12 protein-coding genes and 1 pseudogene are annotated in these 16,702 nt (G+C 73.4%); 9 read left to right on the top strand and 4 right to left on the bottom strand.

The features are described from left to right. Window positions 1–136: 136 nt before the first annotated feature. Window positions 137–2,359: an NADP-dependent isocitrate dehydrogenase gene (locus tag POD19_RS01105; protein ID WP_144818782.1), complete on the top strand. Its 2,223-nt coding sequence runs from the start codon at window positions 137–139 to the stop codon at window positions 2,357–2,359. 145 nt (window positions 2,360–2,504) lie between these two features. On the opposite strand, the gene POD19_RS01100 is transcribed toward POD19_RS01105, so the two are convergent. After that, complete coding sequence (locus tag POD19_RS01100; protein WP_095353386.1) at window positions 2,505–3,098, bottom strand: methylated-DNA--[protein]-cysteine S-methyltransferase; 594 nt, start codon at window positions 3,096–3,098, stop codon at window positions 2,505–2,507. A gap of 72 nt (window positions 3,099–3,170) precedes the next feature. Between POD19_RS01100 and POD19_RS01095 the strand changes: the two genes are divergently transcribed. Further along, window positions 3,171–4,769 carry a TIGR01777 family oxidoreductase gene (locus tag POD19_RS01095; protein ID WP_036338179.1) on the top strand — a complete coding sequence of 533 codons (1,599 nt, stop codon included), beginning with the start codon at window positions 3,171–3,173 and terminating at the stop codon, window positions 4,767–4,769. Window positions 4,770–4,812: 43 nt separating this feature from the next. Here POD19_RS01095 and POD19_RS01090 read toward each other — a convergent pair whose 3' ends face one another. Next, a complete protein-coding gene (locus tag POD19_RS01090) occupies window positions 4,813–6,429 on the bottom strand; it encodes a glutaminase (RefSeq protein WP_340309271.1) in 1,617 nt (538 codons plus the stop codon). Between the two features lie 296 nt (window positions 6,430–6,725). Here POD19_RS01090 and POD19_RS01085 point away from each other — a divergent pair. From POD19_RS01085 to POD19_RS01060, 6 genes and pseudogenes are all read left to right on the top strand, one after another. Then, window positions 6,726–8,114: pseudogene (locus POD19_RS01085) on the top strand (helicase-related protein); the annotation flags it as partial. A 341-nt stretch (window positions 8,115–8,455) separates the two neighbouring features. After that, window positions 8,456–9,406: an ATP-dependent helicase C-terminal domain-containing protein gene (locus POD19_RS01080; RefSeq protein WP_340309270.1), complete on the top strand. Its 951-nt coding sequence runs from the start codon at window positions 8,456–8,458 to the stop codon at window positions 9,404–9,406. An 86-nt stretch (window positions 9,407–9,492) separates the two neighbouring features. Then, complete coding sequence (locus POD19_RS01075; RefSeq protein ID WP_070708748.1) at window positions 9,493–10,794, top strand: extracellular solute-binding protein; 1,302 nt, start codon at window positions 9,493–9,495, stop codon at window positions 10,792–10,794. Continuing rightward, entirely contained in the window at window positions 10,791–11,762 is a 972-nt protein-coding gene (locus tag POD19_RS01070) for a carbohydrate ABC transporter permease (RefSeq protein ID WP_070708749.1), read from the top strand. Before POD19_RS01075 ends, POD19_RS01070 begins: the two co-directional genes overlap by 4 nt. Then, window positions 11,759–12,661: a carbohydrate ABC transporter permease gene (locus POD19_RS01065; protein WP_080695955.1), complete on the top strand. Its 903-nt coding sequence runs from the start codon at window positions 11,759–11,761 to the stop codon at window positions 12,659–12,661. The genes POD19_RS01070 and POD19_RS01065 overlap by 4 nt, the downstream gene beginning before the upstream one ends. Before the next feature lie 35 nt (window positions 12,662–12,696). Beyond that, window positions 12,697–13,989: an ABC transporter ATP-binding protein gene (locus tag POD19_RS01060; RefSeq protein WP_041102958.1), complete on the top strand. Its 1,293-nt coding sequence runs from the start codon at window positions 12,697–12,699 to the stop codon at window positions 13,987–13,989. Between the two features lie 28 nt (window positions 13,990–14,017). Here the strand turns inward: POD19_RS01060 and POD19_RS01055 are convergent, their stop codons facing one another. Continuing rightward, window positions 14,018–15,013, bottom strand: a complete 996-nt coding sequence (locus POD19_RS01055) for a D-isomer specific 2-hydroxyacid dehydrogenase family protein (protein ID WP_220482126.1) — start codon at window positions 15,011–15,013, stop codon at window positions 14,018–14,020. Between the two features lie 33 nt (window positions 15,014–15,046). Continuing rightward, complete coding sequence (locus tag POD19_RS01050; protein WP_036314590.1) at window positions 15,047–15,568, bottom strand: gamma carbonic anhydrase family protein; 522 nt, start codon at window positions 15,566–15,568, stop codon at window positions 15,047–15,049. Between the two features lie 126 nt (window positions 15,569–15,694). On the opposite strand from POD19_RS01050, the gene POD19_RS01045 reads away from it, so the two are divergent. After that, window positions 15,695–16,702 (top strand): IS481 family transposase, encoded by a 1,008-nt coding sequence (locus POD19_RS01045; protein ID WP_036314588.1) that lies wholly within the window; start codon window positions 15,695–15,697, stop codon window positions 16,700–16,702.

Below are 16,702 nucleotides of genomic sequence, written 5' to 3'. Positions count from 1 at the left end.
CGGGCGCTGACGCCGAGCCACACGAGCCACACACGGTGTGGCGCGTCCGGGGCGCCGGGTAGATTGGCGGGGAGTCACCCGTTCCCTGCCGACGAGGGCCGCGTCTCGAGTGCGGCCAGAAGGAGAGATCATCCGCATGTCGAAGATCATCTACACGCTCACGGACGAGGCGCCCATGCTGGCCACCGCGTCGCTGCTGCCGATCGTGCGGGCCTACGCGGGCACCGCCGGCGTGGAGCTGGAGACCCGTGACATCTCGCTGGCCGGCCGCATCCTCGCCGCGTTCAAGGACGTCCTGCCCGAGGACCAGCGCACCGCGGACGCCCTCGCCGAGCTCGGCGAGCTCGTGAAGTCCCCCGAGGCGAACGTCATCAAGCTGCCGAACATCTCCGCCTCCGTGCCGCAGCTGCGCGCCGCGATCAAGGAGCTGCAGGCGGACGGCTACGCGCTGCCGGAGTACCCGGACGAGCCGAAGACCGACGAGGAGAAGGACGCGAAGGCGCGCTACGACTCGGTCAAGGGCTCCGCCGTGAACCCGGTGCTGCGCGAGGGCAACTCGGACCGCCGCGCCCCGAAGGCCGTGAAGGCGTACGCCAAGCGCTTCCCCCACTCGATGGGCGAGTGGACCCCGGACTCCAAGACCGCCGTCGCCACCATGGGCGCGGACGACTTCCGCGCCAACGAGCAGTCCGTGACGCTGCCGGCCGCCGACGTGCTGACGATCGAGTTCACCGGCGAGGACGGGAAGACCACCGTGCTCAAGGAGGGCCTGAAGGTCCTCAAGGGCGAGGTCGTGGACGGCACGTTCATGTCCGCCAAGGCCCTGGACGCGTTCCTCGCCGAGCAGGTCAAGCGCGCCAAGGAGGAGGGCATCCTCTTCTCCGCGCACCTGAAGGCCACCATGATGAAGGTCTCCGACCCGGTGATCTTCGGCCACGTCGTGAAGGCCTACTTCTCCGAGCTGTTCGAGAAGTACGGCGAGCAGCTGGCCGCCGCCGGCCTGTCCGCGAACAACGGCCTCGCCGCGATCGAGGGCGGCCTGGACAAGCTCGACGCCGAGACCGCCGAGGGCGTGCGCGCCGCCATCGCCGCCGCCTACGAGAACGGCCCGGACGTGGCCATGGTGAACTCCGCCAAGGGCATCACCAACCTCCACGTGCCCTCCGACGTGATCGTGGACGCCTCCATGCCGGCCATGATCCGCACCTCCGGCCGCATGTGGAACAAGGACGACCAGACGCAGGACACCCTGGCCGTCATCCCGGACTCCTCCTACGCCGGCGTCTACCAGGCCGTGATCGACGACTGCAAGGCCAACGGCGCCTACGACCCCACCACCATGGGCACCGTCCCGAACGTGGGCCTCATGGCGCAGAAGGCCGAGGAGTACGGCTCGCACGACAAGACGTTCATCATGGACGCCGCGGGCACCGTGGCCGTGAAGAACTCCGCCGGAGAGACCCTGCTCTCCCACGAGGTCGAGGCCGGCGACATCTGGCGCGCCTGCCAGACCAAGGACGTCCCGGTGCGCGACTGGGTGAAGCTGGCCGTGACCCGCGCCCGCGCGTCCCAGACCCCGGCCGTGTTCTGGCTGGACGAGACCCGCGCCCACGACCGCGAGCTCATCAAGAAGGTCGAGGAGTACCTCAAGGAGCACGACACGGAGGGCCTGGATCTGCGCATCCTCTCCCCGGTGGAGGCCGCCAAGCTCTCGGTGGAGCGCATCCGCCGCGGCGAGGACACCATCTCCGTGACCGGCAACGTGCTGCGTGACTACAACACGGACCTGTTCCCGATCCTCGAGCTGGGCACCTCCGCGAAGATGCTCTCGGTCGTCCCGCTGCTCAACGGCGGCGGCCTGTTCGAGACCGGTGCGGGCGGCTCCGCCCCGAAGCACGTGCAGCAGCTGGTGGAGGAGAACCACCTGCGCTGGGACTCCCTCGGTGAGTTCCTCGCGCTGGCCGTGTCCTTCGAGCACGAGGCGGCCGCGAACGAGAACCACCGCGCGCGGGTCCTGGCGGACACCCTGGACGCCGCCACGGGCACCCTGCTGATCGAGGGCAAGTCCCCGCAACGCAAGGTCGGCGAGCTGGACAACCGCGGCAGCCACTTCTACCTGGCGCTGTACTGGGCCCGCGAGCTGGCGAAGCAGACCGAGGACGCCGAGCTGGCGGCCGCGGCGAAGCCGGTCGCCGAGGAGCTGGAGGCCCAGGAGGAGACCATCCTGGCCGAGCTCAACGGCGTGCAGGGCTCCCCGGTGGACCTGGGCGGCTACTACGCGCCGGAGCTGGAGAAGGTCACCTCGGTGATGCGCCCGTCCGCGACGCTCAACGCGATCGTGGACAAGCTCTCCGTCTGAGCGTTCGAGCGCCGGGGGCCGGGTCGCGTGCGTGGAGCGCGCGGCCCGGCCCCTTCTCGTGTCCGCAACGCGGGTTGAGTTGTCACGGGTGTGCGTGCCCGGGACCCGTGACAACTCAACCGACGTTGCCGTGGGGAGGGGCCGGTCAGCCCGCGCGCGCCGCCTCGTGGGCCAGCAGGGCCTGCTTCGCGGCGGTGCCGTAGAGGTAGTGGCCCGCGGCGCCGTCGGCGCGCACCACGCGGTGGCAGGGCACGACGACGGCCGCCAGGTTGGCGGCGCACGCCCCGCCGGCGGCGCGCACGGCCCGCGGGGCCCCGCACCGTTCGGCCAGGCCGCCGTAGGTGGCGGGGGAGCCGGGGGCGATGCCGCGCAGCTCCCGCCACGCCCGCTGCCGGAACGCGGTGCCCGGCTGGGTGACGTCGAGGGCGTCGAGCGCGGCCACGTCCCCCGCGGCGTAGGCGGCCAGGGCGTCGGCGACGGGCTGGGACGCACCCGGACGCGGTTCCACGGGGCGCGGGTTCATCTCGCGGTCGGCGGTCTCCGGGTCCAGGGCCACGAGCCGGTCCATGAGCGTCTCGAGGAGGCGCCCGATCGCGGCGGCGGGGGGCTCCGAGTCCTCCGGCACGGCCACGCCGGAGGCGCGCACCGTCTGGTCCTCGGGGGAGAAGACGGCCACGAGGGTGAGCTCGGTGGCGGGCAGGGCGGCGGCGGTCCAGCGCAGCTCGGGAAGCAGGTCCATCCCCTCATTGTCCTGCACGGCCCGGCCCGGACAGGTGTTCGCGCGTCCCCTCCCTGTGTCAGGCTGGCGTCCATGACCGAGATCCGCGTCTTCGAGCATCGCACCCTCCTGCGCCACCCGCGTGAGGTCGTCTTCCGCTGGCTGGAGAACCCCGGCGCGCTGGAGCGGCTCACCCCGCCCTTCGCCGGCGAGGTGGTCCAGGGGCCCACGGACGGCCTCCGCGTGGGCTCCGAGTCGCGGCTGCGCATCCAGGCCCCCGGGGCGGCCGGCCTGTTCGCCGGCGCGGCCCACGGGATGCTCACCGGCCTGCTGCCGGACGCCGTCGCCTCCCGCCTGCCCGGTGGGGCCGCGCCCGCGGTGCCGTGGCGAGCCCGCCACACGGCCTACGAGGAGGGCCGCATGTTCCGGGACGAGATGGTCTCCGGTCCCCTCGCCTCCTGGCGGCACACCCACCTGCTCGACGACGCCGCGCCCGGTGAGGCGGACACGGCGGACGGCCGGCGCGGCACGGTCGTGACGGACCACATCGAGTACGCCCTGCCGGGGGAGTCCCTGGTGTCCCGCGTGCCCGGTCTGGGCGCCGCGGCCTCGCGCCGCACCCACGAGGCGTTCGAGGCGGAGCTGGGCCGCCAGTTCGCCTACCGCGCCCGCGTGATGGCCGATGACCTGGACTTCCACGCCGCCCACCCCGGCCCCCTCGTCGGCGGGCCGGCCCGCACGGTCGCCGTGACGGGGTCCGGTGGACTGATCGGTCGGCAGCTCTGTGCCCTGCTCACCACCGGCGGCCACCGCGTCATCCGGCTCGTGCGGAGCCCGAAGAGGGCCGGTGCGCTGGACGCGGCGCTGTGGGACCCCGGCCGGGAGACCGTGGATGAGGACGCCCTGGCCGAGGCCGACGTCGTCGTGAACCTGGCGGGCGAGCCCATCGCGGGCCGGTTCACGGACGCGCACAAGGAGGCCGTGCACGACTCGCGCGTCCGCGGCACGCGCACCCTCGTGGACGCGCTCGCCCGGATCGCCGCACGGGAGGGGGACGACGCGCGGGTGCGGGCACTCGTGAACGGCTCGGCGATCGGGTACTACGGGGCGGACGCGGGCACGGGCCCGTTCGGCAGCGGCCTCGTCGAGGATCTGGAGCCCGGGGACGACTTCCTCGCCGAGGTCGTCGCGGACTGGGAGGCGGAGGCCCGGCGCGCCGAGGCGGCCGGCATCCGGGTGGCGATGCTGCGGACCGGCGTGGTGCTGAGCCCGGCCGGAGGCATGCTGCAGCAGGTGCTGCCGCTGTTCCTCGCGGGCCTCGGCGGCCCGGTCGCGACCTCGGGCGGGGAGAGCCACGACGGCAGCCCGTGGCTGAGCTGGATCGGTGCCGATGACATCGCCGGCGCCTTCGCCCACGCGGTGATCGACGACGGCGTCACCGGCCCGGTGAACGCGGTGGCGCCGGAGCCGGTCACGGCCCGGGAGTTCGCCACCGTCCTCGGGCGGGTGCTGCACCGGCCGGCGGTCATCCCGGTGCCCGACGCCGGGCCGCGCCTACTGTTGGGTGAGGAGGGCCGGGTGGAGACCGTGGCGGCGGACCAGAAGGTCGTGGCGGACCGACTGGTCGCCTCCGGCTACGACATGCGCGACCCCGAGCTGGAGGGCGCGTTGCGCCACGTGCTCGGGCGGTGACGGGGTGGGGCGGCGTCCCCCGGGACGCCGCCCCCGCGGGTTGTCAGTCCTGCAGCGCGCCGGTCTCCCGGATGAGCTGGCTCAGCGCGGTGAACGCGTCGCGGGCCAGCGCCTCCCAGAGGGCCAGGGCCAGCTGGGGGAAGCCCTCCTGGAGCGCGACCATCACCTGGGCGGTGAGGACTCGCGCCGTCACCGGCCCGCGCGCGCGAACGGTGGAGGGCTGACGGCCCGGCTGGCCGAGGGCCATCTCGCCGAACGTCATCCCCGGGGTGAGCAGGGTGCGGCGCACACGACGGCTGCCCGTGCCCTGGCCCGAGAGCTCCACGGTGCCGGAGACGATCACGTAGATGCCGCCGAACGGCTGGCCGGCGCGACGGATGATCTGGCCGTCCGAGTAGACCCGCTCGTCCATCATGGACTCGAGCAGGCGCGCATCGTCCGCGGAGAGGTGCTGCAGCAGGGGTGCTACGGCCGCCTCCTGGGCGTCCCGCGGCAGCAGGTGGGGGGCGTGCCGGGAGAGCAGCCGCTGCTCGGCCCACTGGGCGGCCCGCGAGCGGGAGTCGAAGAACACGAACTGCGCGCCCTCGGCGGCGGGGTCCACCCCCTCGGCCTCATCCTGCAGCGGCTCGGGCAGGTCCACCTCCACGGACTCCTCGACGGCCGACATCAGCTCCTTCATCTCGGCGGCGTCCCGGTCCACGACGACGACGTCGAGCCCGTTGCCCAGCGCGCGGGCGAACCACTGGGCCACCAGCAGGCGGGCCGGGCGGGAGATGGAGCTGACCGAGCGCATGTCCACCACGAGCGTCTCGAGGGCCTCCGGCAGACCGCGGCTGACGCGGGCGATCGCGTCCACCTGGCTGAAGCCGAGGTGACCGCCCAGCTCCATGACGTGCACGGTGTCCGCGAACCGCCCGAGCGCCTCGAGGACGACGGCGCTGCGCACCGTGCCCGAGGGCGCCTGATCGATCCGGTAGTGGGTGCGCAGGGCCGCGCGCGGGGAACCGGTGACCACCGACGGGTGCAGCTCGAAGTCCTCGACGATAGTCCGCAGGGCGGCCATCGCCGCGGCGCCGAGCCCGTTCTCGTCCGTCGTGTCCGACTGCAGCGCCAGACCGAGGTGGCCCGGCACCACCACGAGCACCGTGCCGCCGCGGGTGGACGCCCAGCCAGGCTGACCGACGTCGTACGCCCACCGGGAGTCCCGGGTGTCCATGCCGCAGGAGTCCATCACCGAGAGCACGCCGCGGACCGTCTCCTCGCTCAGCACCCGGTCCCCGGTGACGGGGTGGACGCCGCCGTGCGCGAGGGTGCCGGCGAGCAGGGCGAGGTCCTCCACGGTCACGGCGGCGGCACGCACCGTGGCGATGTCCTCGAGCAACGTCTCGGGGTCGGCGTCCAGCGTGTCGAGGGACTTCATCAGCCACGCAGCCGACCGGGTGTGATGCTGGGCGCGGTTCTCCGCGCGGGCGGCCGACTCCGTGACGGTGACCTCGCGGTCGAACAGTGCGGAGAGCAGCTGCATCATGCGTGCGGTCCGGTCGCGGCCACCGCGGCCCTTCACGAGGGAGGCGGTGGCCACCGCGCCCGCGTTCTGCAGCGGGTTGTGCGGCAGGCCCGTGACGGCGTCCACCTCGACCCGGTGGTCCAGGTCGCGCACGGGGGCGGCTCCCACTCGCTCGCCCACCCGCACCGCGCCGAGGTCCTCGAGGGCCTGCGCGTGGAACAGGGAGAGGCGAGCGTGGCCAGGGGCACGGCCGTCATGGATCCGGAGACGTAGCGGTGCCCGTCCACCAGGAGCATCGCGACGCCCAGCCCGTCCGGGACCTCCCCCTCACCCGCGTGGGCCGACGTGAGGCGATCGAGGTGCTCCTGGACGGGTGTGGTCATGGGTCACAGCCTAGTCAGTGGGGCGGCCCCGGGACAGCGCGACGGAGGCGGGCACAATGGGTCCCGATGCCCACCCCCGTCGATCCCGTCTCCGTCCCCGCCTGCCTCTCCGCCGCTCTGGGCCGCCTCAGCACCGGCCTGACGTTCGCCGCCGCCCTGCCCGAGCTCGAAGACGCACTGGACGCGCGCGGGGCGGCCGTCGTCGAGGCGCCCCCGGGCACGGGCAAGACCACCGTGGTCCCGCCCGCGCTCGCGGTCCGGCTCGCGGACCACGGCGGCGGGCGCGTCCTGGTCACGCAGCCGCGGCGGGTCGCGGTGCGCGCGGCCTGGCGGCGGCTGCGCACGGCGGTGCTGGCCGCCGCGGCCGACGCGCAGCCCGGCGCCGACCCCGACGCGCAGGCTCGGCTCGCGGACGCCGCCGTCGGGTACGCCGTGCGCGGCGACGCGGTGGGCGGCGGGGCCTCGGCCGTCGAGTTCGTGACCCCGGGCCTGCTGCTGCGCCGCCTCCTCGCCGACCCCGGGCTCGACGGCGTGGGCGCGGTGGTCCTGGACGAGGTCCACGAGCGGGACCTGGACACGGACGTGCTCTTCGCCCTCCTCGCCGACCTGCGGCAGCTGCGCCCCGAACTCGTGCTCGTGGCCATGTCCGCCACCGTGGACGCGGCGGCCCTGGCCGCCCGCTGGGCCCGCGGCATGGGGGAGGAGGCGCCCCTGCCCGTGGTCTCCACCCCGGCCGTGCTGCACCCGCTGCGCGAGGAGCACGCCCCCTTCCGCGGCCACCGCCTCACCGCCGAGGGCCGCGTGGACCGGGCCTTCCTCGACCACGTCGCGGCCACGGCCGCACGCGCCCACGCCGAGGCGCTCGAGGCCGACCCGACCGTGGACGCCCTCGTCTTCCTGCCCGGCGTGGCCGAGGTCGAGGCCGTCGCGGGGCGCGTCGCCGCGCTCGCCCCGGACACCGAGGTCCGCGTCCTGCACGGCCGCCAGGAACCCGCTGACCAGGACGCCGCGCTCGCCGGCCGCGCCGACCCCGCCGTGCCGCGCGTCGTCGTCGCGACGGCGGTCGCCGAGTCCTCGCTGACCGTGCCGGGGGTGCGCCTCGTCATCGACTCGGGCCTGGCCCGCGAGCCGCGCCGGGACCGGGGGCGCGGCATGGCCGGGCTCGTCACCGTCCAGGCCTCGCGCGCGGCCGCCGGCCAGCGCGCGGGCCGCGCCGCCCGCCTCGGCCCCGGCACCGTGGTCCGCTGCCACACCGCTGCAGCCCTGGGCACCGCGCCCGCAGCCCCGACGCCGGCCCTCGCCGTCGTCGACCTCGCGCCGGTGGCCCTGGCGTTCGCGGCGTGGGGTGCCCCAGGTGGGCGCGGGCTGACCCTGCCCGAGGACCCGCCGGCCGACGCGATGGCCGCAGCCGAGCGCACGCTCGCCTCCCTCGGCGCGGTGGACGAGGACGGGCGCATCACCCCGCACGGCGCCGTCCTGGCCGAGCTGCCCCTGGACCCGCCCCTCGGCCACGCCCTCCTGCGCGCGGCACCGTGGACGGGGCCCCGCCCCGCGGCCGAGGTGACGGCGGCCCTCACCCTGGACCTGCGCGCCCCCGGGGCCGACCTCGAGGCGCTGGTCGCGGCCGTGCGGGCCGGCCGGCACCCGGAGGCCGGGCGCTGGCGCCGGGAGGCGGACCGACTGGAACGACTCGCCCGTCGGCACGCACACCACGCCCCGGATGAGCCCGGGCCCGAGGCGACGGCGGCCGCGCGACGGCACCCCGCCGGCCTCGTGGCCGCCCTGGCCTTCCCCGCGTGGATCGCCCGACGCGCGGGGAGGCGGGCGCGTACCTGCTCGCCTCCGGCACCCGCGCGGCCCTGCCCCGCGACGCCGCCGGCGGCGGCCTGGCGGGGCAGGAGTGGCTGGCCGTGGCCGAGGTCGCCCGCATCGCCGGGGACGCGGCCGGCACGGGTGCCGCGATCCGCTCGGCCGCGCCGATCGACCGGACGCTCGCCGAACTCGCCGGCGCGGGCCTGCGGCGCACCGAGGACACCGCCGACTGGCGCGGGGACCGGCTCACCGGCCGCCGCGTGGACCGGCTGGGCGCGCTCGTGCTGGCGGAGACGCCGGCCCCCGTCGCCCCCGACGCCGCCGCGCAGGCCGTGTGCGCCGCACTCGCCGCCGACGGCCTCGCCCGGTTCGACCCGAGCGGTCGGACCGAACGCCTGCGCCGCCGGGTGCACCTGCTCCACCGCGTCCTCGGCGCCCCGTGGCCGGACCTTTCGGACGCGGCGCTGCCCGGCCTGGACGCGCTGGTCGACGGGCTCGCGGCCGACCTGGCCGCGGGGCGGCCCCTCGCGCGCCTGGACGCCGAGGCGCTGCTGCGCGGTGCCCTGCCGTGGCCGGAGGCGGGGCGGCTGGACGAGCTCGCCCCCGAGCGCCTGCCCGTGCCGAGCGGGCGCGCCGTCGTCGTGGACTATCCGGCCGTCCACGAGGACACCCCGCCCGTGGTCGCCGCCAAGCTGCAGGAGTTCTTCGGGGCGCATGTCACCCCCGCTGTGGCGGACGGTCGTGAGCCGGTGGTCCTGCACCTGCTCTCCCCGGCAGGTCGCCCGCTCGCCGTGACCGCCGACCTGCCCTCCTTCTGGGCCGGCCCCTACGCGCAGGTCCGCGCTGAGAACCGGGGGCGCTACCCCAAGCACCCGTGGCCCGAGGATCCCGCCGCCGCGGAGCCGACCGCCCGGACGAACCGCCGCGCCCGCTGAGAAAGGGGTCCGCGAAACGTGCAGGAATCGCTGTGATGCGTGATGATGGCCGTCACATCCGACTCGCATCGATTGAGGTTCCACTTGTGAGACACGACACGCGGGCACGTCAACGGCGCCGGGCCACGCTGGCCGGCGCCGTCGCCGCGGGCGCGCTCCTGGCCGGGTGTGCTCCGGCCGAGCAGACGCCCACCCTGACCTGGTACACCAACCCCGACGACGGCGGGCAGGCGAAGATCGCCGCCCAGTGCACCGACGCCGCGAACGGCCGGTACAGAGTCGAGACGTCCATGCTTCCGACGGACGCCGCATCCCAGCGCGAGCAGCTGACCCGCCGCCTCGCCGCAGGCGACACGTCGATGGACATCATGTCCCTCGACCCGCCGTTCGTCCCCGAGCTCGCCGAGCCCGGGTTCCTGGCCCCCGTGCCGGAGGAGATGCAGGCGTACGCGAAGGACAACGCCCTGGAGGGCGCGCTCGCGGCCGCCAGCTGGAAGGACGAGCTCGTCACGGTCCCGTTCTGGGCCAACACGCAGCTGCTCTGGTACCGCAAGTCGGTCGCCGAGGCCGCGGGGCTGGACATGTCCCAGCCCGTCACGTGGGACCAGCTGATGGAGGCCGCCCGCAGCCAGGACAAGGACCTGGCCGTCCAGGGCGCCCGTGCGGAGTCCATGACCGTGTGGCTCAACGCGCTCATCGAGGGCGGCGGGGAGCAGATCGTCCCCAACGCCGAGGCGCCCACGGACGAGGTCACCACGAACCTCGACTCCGAGGCCGGCCGCACGGCCGCCCGGATCATCTCCACCATCGGCAAGGAGGGTCTCGGCAGCGCCGGCCTGCCGACCCAGGACGAGAACGCCTCCATGCTGCTCTTCCAGGGCAAGAACGGCTCGTTCATGGTCAACTGGCCGTTCGTCTGGCCGGCCACCCTCGGCTCCGTGGAGGAGGGCTCGCTGCCGGAGGACCTGCCCGAGGACATCGGCTGGGCCGTCTACCCCCGCACCGTCGAGGGCAAGGACGCCGCGCCGCCCGTGGGCGGCATCAACCTGGGGGTGGGCGCGAAGTCCGAGCACCAGGACCTCGCCTGGGACGCGATCTCCTGCATCACCACCACCGAGCACCAGAGCCAGTACTTCGTCGAGAACGGCAACCCGCCCGCCGACCCGGCGGCCTACGACGCCCCCGAGGTCGCCGAGAAGTACCCCATGGCGGACACCATCCGGGAGTCCCTCGAGCTGGGCGCCCCGCGGCCGCAGACCCCGTACTACAACGAGGTCTCCACCGCGATCCAGCAGCGCTACGCGCCGCCGTCGGGCGTCACCGAGTCCACCCCGGCCGAGACCGACGACTTCATCCAGGAAGTCCTGAGAGGGGAGCGTCTGCTGTGAGCCACGTCGACACCGCACCCGCCGCATCCACCCCGCGCGCCGCCGAGGGTCGCCGCCCCCGCCGGGTGAAGTCCCAGCGCGCGAAGTCCGAGGCGCGTCTCGGCTGGCTCCTGGCCGGCCCCGCGTTCTTCGTGATGCTGTTCGTGGTCCTGTACCCGATCCTGCAGGCCCTCTACGACTCGCTGTTCACGTACCGGCTCACCGCGCCGGGCGACCGCGAGTTCGTGGGCCTGGGCAACTACGGCGTGATCCTCACGGACCCCGTGTTCTGGAAGGACCTCGGGGTGACCCTGCTGATCACCGTGGTGACCGTGGTGGTCGAGCTCATCCTCGGCTTCCTGCTGGCCCTGGCCATGCACCACGCCATCAAGCAGACCCGCGGCCTGATCCGCACGATCATCCTGGTGCCGTACGGCATCATCACCGTGGTCTCCGCGTTCGCGTGGTTCTACATGTTCTCGATCGACTCGGGCTACATCAACGCCTGGTTCGAGTGGCTGCCGGGCGTCGACGCGGACCTGAACTGGTTCGCGCAGGGCAGCACCGCGCTGTTCGTGATCATGCTCTCCGAGATCTGGAAGACCACCCCGTTCATCTCCCTGCTCCTGCTGGCCGGCCTGGCCCAGGTGCCGGGCGACCTCACCGAGGCCGCCGCCGTCGACGGCGCCTCGTGGTGGCAGCGGATGAAGCTGGTCATCCTGCCGAACATGAAGGCCTCGATCATGGTGGCCGTCCTGTTCCGCGCGATGGACGCGTTCCGCATCTTCGACTCCATCTACATCATGACCAACGGCGCCTACGGCACCGAGGTCCTCTCGCTGCTGGCCTACCGCACGTCCATCGGCCGGCTCGAGATCGGCATGGGTTCGGCGGTCTCCGTGATCCTGTTCCTGTGCGTGGCCCTCATGGCGGTCATCGCCGTCAAGGGCTTCAAGGTGGACCTGGCCGACCGAGGAGGTTCCAAGTGAGCACCGCCGCATCCGCTCCCGCCCCTGAGGGCCGCGCGCCTGAGGGCCGCGCGCCCCACCGTCGCGGCACCGGGAAGGCCACCGCACTGTGGTGGATCCTCACCGTCGTGATCGGCGTGTGGTGCCTCTTCCCGCTGTTCTCGATCTTCGCGACCAGCTTCAAGACGCCCGCCGACCTCGCCAACGGCAAGCTGCTGCCCACCCAGTGGTCCACGGTGAACTACGAGGAGATCTTCGTGGGCGGCTCGCGCGAGCTGTTCCTCACGGCGCTGCGCAACTCGATCGGCATCACCGTGATCGCCACGATCATCGCCGTCATCCTGGCCACGCTGTGCGCCTACGCGATCGCCCGCCTGGACTTCCCGGGCAAGCGGATCGTGCTCACGGTGTCCCTGATGGTCTCGATGTTCCCCGTCATCTCCCTGGTGACGCCGCTGTTCAACATGTGGCGCACCCTCGGGCTGTACGACACGTGGGTCGGCCTGATCATCCCCTACCTGTCCCTGACCCTGCCGATCTCCATCTGGACCCTGGCCGCGTTCTTCCGCCAGATCCCGTGGGAGCTCGACCAGGCCGCGCAGGTGGACGGCGCCACCCCGCTCGAGGCGTTCCGCAAGGTGATCGTCCCGCTGGCCGCCCCCGGCGTCTTCACGACGGCGATCATCGCCTTCTTCATCGCCTGGAACGACTTCGTGTTCGGCATCTCCCTGACCTCCACCGAGACCGCGCGCACCGTGCCCGCCGCCCTGGCCTTCTTCACCGGCGCCTCGCAGTTCGAGTCGCCGACCGGGGCCATCTCGGCGGCCGCGATCATCGTGACCATCCCGATCGTGATCCTGGTGCTGGCGTTCCAGCGTCAGATCGTGGCCGGCCTGACCAACGGCGCGGTGAAGGGCTGAGGCCCGCACACGAGACCTCCCGAAAGGACCCCCCGATGGCCTCCATCACCCTGAACCACATCGACAAGACCTACGACGACGGCTTCCACGCCATCAAGGACGTGAACCTGGAGATCGAGGACGGCGAGTTCGTCATCCTCGTGGGCCCCTCCGGCTCCGGCAAGTCCACGCTGCTGCGCATGATCGTGGGCCTCGAGGACATCACCGACGGCGAGATGCTGATCGACGGCCGCCGCGTGAACGAGGCGGCCCCCAAGGACCGCAACCTCGCGATGGTGTTCCAGAACTACGCGCTGTACCCGCACCTGACGGTGTACGAGAACATCGCCTTCCCGCTGCGGCTGATCAAGGACAACAAGCCCTCCGAGGAGGAGATCGACCGCAAGGTGCGCGACGCCGCCCGCGTGCTCGAGCTCGAGGACCACCTCGAGCGCAAGCCCGGCAACCTCTCCGGCGGCCAGCGTCAGCGTGTGGCCATGGGCCGGGCGATCGTGCGCGAGGCGGACGCGTTCCTCTTCGACGAGCCGCTGTCCAACCTGGACGCCAAGCTGCGCGGGCAGATGCGCGCGGAGATCTCGCAGCTGCAGCGCCGCCTGGCCACGACCTCCGTCTACGTGACGCACGACCAGACCGAGGCCATGACCCTGGGCGACCGGGTGGCCGTGCTCAAGAAGGGCGAGCTGCAGCAGGTGGCCAGCCCGCGCGAGCTCTACGAGCAGCCGCTCAACCTGTTCGTGGCCGGCTTCATCGGCTCGCCGTCGATGAACTTCCTGCCCGCCTCGCTGAAGCAGAAGGAGGGCGGCCACGTGCTGTCCTCGCCGATCGGTGACATCCCGGTGCCGCCCGAGAAGGCCCGCGCCGCCGAGGGGCGGGACATCGTGTTCCTCGGCCTGCGGCCGGAGTTCTTCGAGGACGCCGAGCTGGTGGAGGACAGCCGCCGCGACCGGGGCTCCACCTTCGACGCGACGCTCACGCACCTGGAGTGGCTGGGCCACGAGCAGTACGGCTACATCGAGTTCGAGCCGGACCCGGCCGTGGCCGAGATGCTCTCCGCGCTGGCCAAGGACCTGGATGCGGATGAGCTGCGCCCCGTCGTCGTGGCCACCCTCTCCGGCGAGTCCCGCGCCCGGCCGGGCACGCCGACCCGCCTGTGGGTGGACACCACGCGGGTGCACCTGTTCGACCCGACGACCGGTGAGAACCTCACCCGCGACCCGGAGGTCGGCGCCGAGCTGACCCGCCGGGCCGGCGAGGAGCGCCGCCGCCAGATCGAGATGGCGGCCGAGCGTGACGCCGCCGAGCACGAGGCGGACGCGCCGCGCCGCTGAGCCGGCGCCGCGGGACGCCGGGGGCGGGTCAGTATCCGCCCTCGGCGTCCACCAGGCCCTCCAGCTCCGTCCCGGCCGCGCGGGCCCGCAGGTTCCGCTCGACCCGCGCGTGGAGCAGCGGGACGCACATCTCCGGGGTGTCCGCCGTGTGCGGCGTGATGAGGGCGCGCTCCTCGGTCCAGAGCGGGTGGCCGTCCGGGAGGGGCTCGGGGTCGGTGACGTCCGTGCCGTAGCCGTGCAGCCGGCCCGCCGCGAGGGTCTGGACGACGGCGTCCGTGTCCACCAGCGCCCCGCGGGCGACGTTCACGAGCACGGCGTCCTCGTCCAGGAGGGCGAGGCGGTCGGCGTCGAACATGCCGCGGGTCTCCTCGGTGGCCGCCGCGGCGATCATCACGACCTGCGCGCCGGGCAGGACCTCGTCGAGGCGGTCGGTCGTGACGGTGCGGTCCGCGCCGGGCACGTCGCCCGCGCGTCGGCGGACCGCGGTGACGTGCACGTCCCAGGTCTTGAGCAGGCGGATGTACTCCTGTGCGATCCCGCCGCCGCCCACGACCACGGCGGTCAGGCCGTTCAGGGTGCGACCGGAGGAGGGGCCCCATGTGGTGGCGCGGACGCGCGCGGGCAGGTCCCGCAGCAGGGCCAGGGTGAGCAGCAGCGCGTGTTCGGCCACCGGCGGCGCGTACGTGCCCTTGGCGGACGTCCACACGATGTCCGGGCGGCTGCGCACGAGGGGGACGAACGGCTCGATCCCGGCGAACGGGAGCTGCACCCAGCTCACGTGGGGGTGGGCGGCCAGGGCCGCGGCGAGCGCATCGACCGGGATCGGGCGGACCATCAGCAGGGCCGTGGCGGAGGTGTCGCCCTCGGCCACGGCGGCGCCGCCGACGTCGGCCACGGCCTGCTCGGCCAGCCGACGGGCGTGGGCGTAGGGGGTGCCGGCGACGTCCTGCGCCGCGGGGAGGACGAGCAGGCGCTCGGGGACGTCGTCGGGTCGGGTGCGGGGGAGAGCGGAAGTGGTGGGCATGGTGCCCACCGTCCCACATCCTCCGGGCCCGCTTCAGCCGGCGACGGCGTCCCGGTGCGCGGCGGACAGCCGCAGGTAGGTGGCCGCGTTCTTCTTGAGGCCCTCCCGCTCCTCGTCCGTGAGGGGGCGGCGGACCTTCGCGGGGACGCCCGCCACGAGCGAGCCGGCCGGGACCTGCGTCCCCTCGAGCACCAGGGCGCCGGCGGCCACGAGCGAACCGGCGCCGATGACCGCGCCGTTCATCACCGTGGCGGACATGCCGATCAGGCAGTCGTCCTCCACGGTGGCCCCGTGCACCACGGCGGAGTGGCCCACGGAGACACCGGCGCCCAGGGTGCACGGGAAGCCCTCGTCCGCGTGCAGCACCACGTTGTCCTGCAGGTTGGTGCCCGCCCCGACGCGGATGGGGGCGGAGTCACCGCGGGCGGAGACGCCGTAGAAGGCCGAGGAGCGCTCGGCCATCTCGACGTCGCCGGTGATCGCGGCGGTCGGGGCGAGGAAGACGGACTCGTGGATGCGCGGGGTGGCACCCGCGACGGTGATGATGTGGGCCATGCCACCAGCCTAGGTGTTGTGGGTCATGAGGTTCTTGACATCCGTACCGGGCTGAGATGAGACGAGTGGGCCTCTCCCGCAGGATGGAAGTTCCTCAACAACCCACCTGCCAGAAGAGACCCACTCATGACTCACGCTAACGCACCCCTGACTCCCACCGGCCGTCTCAGGATGGTCCACCGCCACCTGCACGACGGGATCCCGCAGGCACACGTGGCCGCCGAGTTCCGGGTGAGCCGGCCCACGGTGGCCACCTGGGTGGCCCGCTACCGCGCCGAGGGCGAGGCCGGGCTGCTCGACCGGCCCAGCCGTCCGCGCCGTTCACCTGCCCAGCTCGACCCCGAGGTGGTGGCCCAGATCCAGACCCTGCGTCGCAGGGAGAAGTGGTCAGCCCGCCGCATCCATCACCACCTCGTCTCTGAAGGCCACCAGCTGTGCCTGCGCACTGTGGGCAGGTGGCTGCACCGACTGGGCATCTCCCGGTTGCCAGACCTCGCGCCCACGGGTGAGGACCTGCGCCAACGACCCCAGAAGATCACCGCCCGCGGCCCGGGGCACATGGTGCACCTGGACGTGAAGAAGATCGGGAAGATCCCTGACGGGGGCGGCTGGCGTGCTCACGGACGTGAAAGTGAAGCAGGCCGTGCTTCCAAGCGTGGTGCCGGCCGGCGGGTCGGGTACACCTACCTGCACTCGGCGATCGACGGGTACACCCGCCTGGCGTACACCGAGGCGTTGGAGGATGAGAAGGCGGTGACCACGATCGGGTTCTTCTGCCGGGCCCGCGCGTTCTTCGCCGCCCACGGCATCACCGTGGACCGGGTGGTCACGGACAACGGGAACAACTACCGGGCCGTGGACTTCACCGCCAAGGTGGTCTCGCTCGGGGGCCGGCATCACCGGATCCGACCCTACACCCCGCGCCATAACGGGAAGGTCGAGCGGTACAACCGGCTGATGGTCGATGAGGTCCTCTACGCCCGCCCGTATACCTCAGAGCAAGCTCGGCGTGAGGCGCTGGCCGTGTGGGTGAACCACTACAACTACCATCGGCCTCATACCTCCTGCGGGGACGCCCCTCCGGCCTCGTTGGCACCGGCCCGAGTCAACAACGTCATGCCCTCCTACACCTAG

This window comes from Micrococcus sp. GPGPB33 (genome assembly GCF_037853785.1).
Classification (GTDB): Bacteria; Actinomycetota; Actinomycetes; order Actinomycetales; family Micrococcaceae; genus Micrococcus; species Micrococcus luteus.
This window is presented reverse-complemented; position numbering and strand designations above follow the sequence as displayed.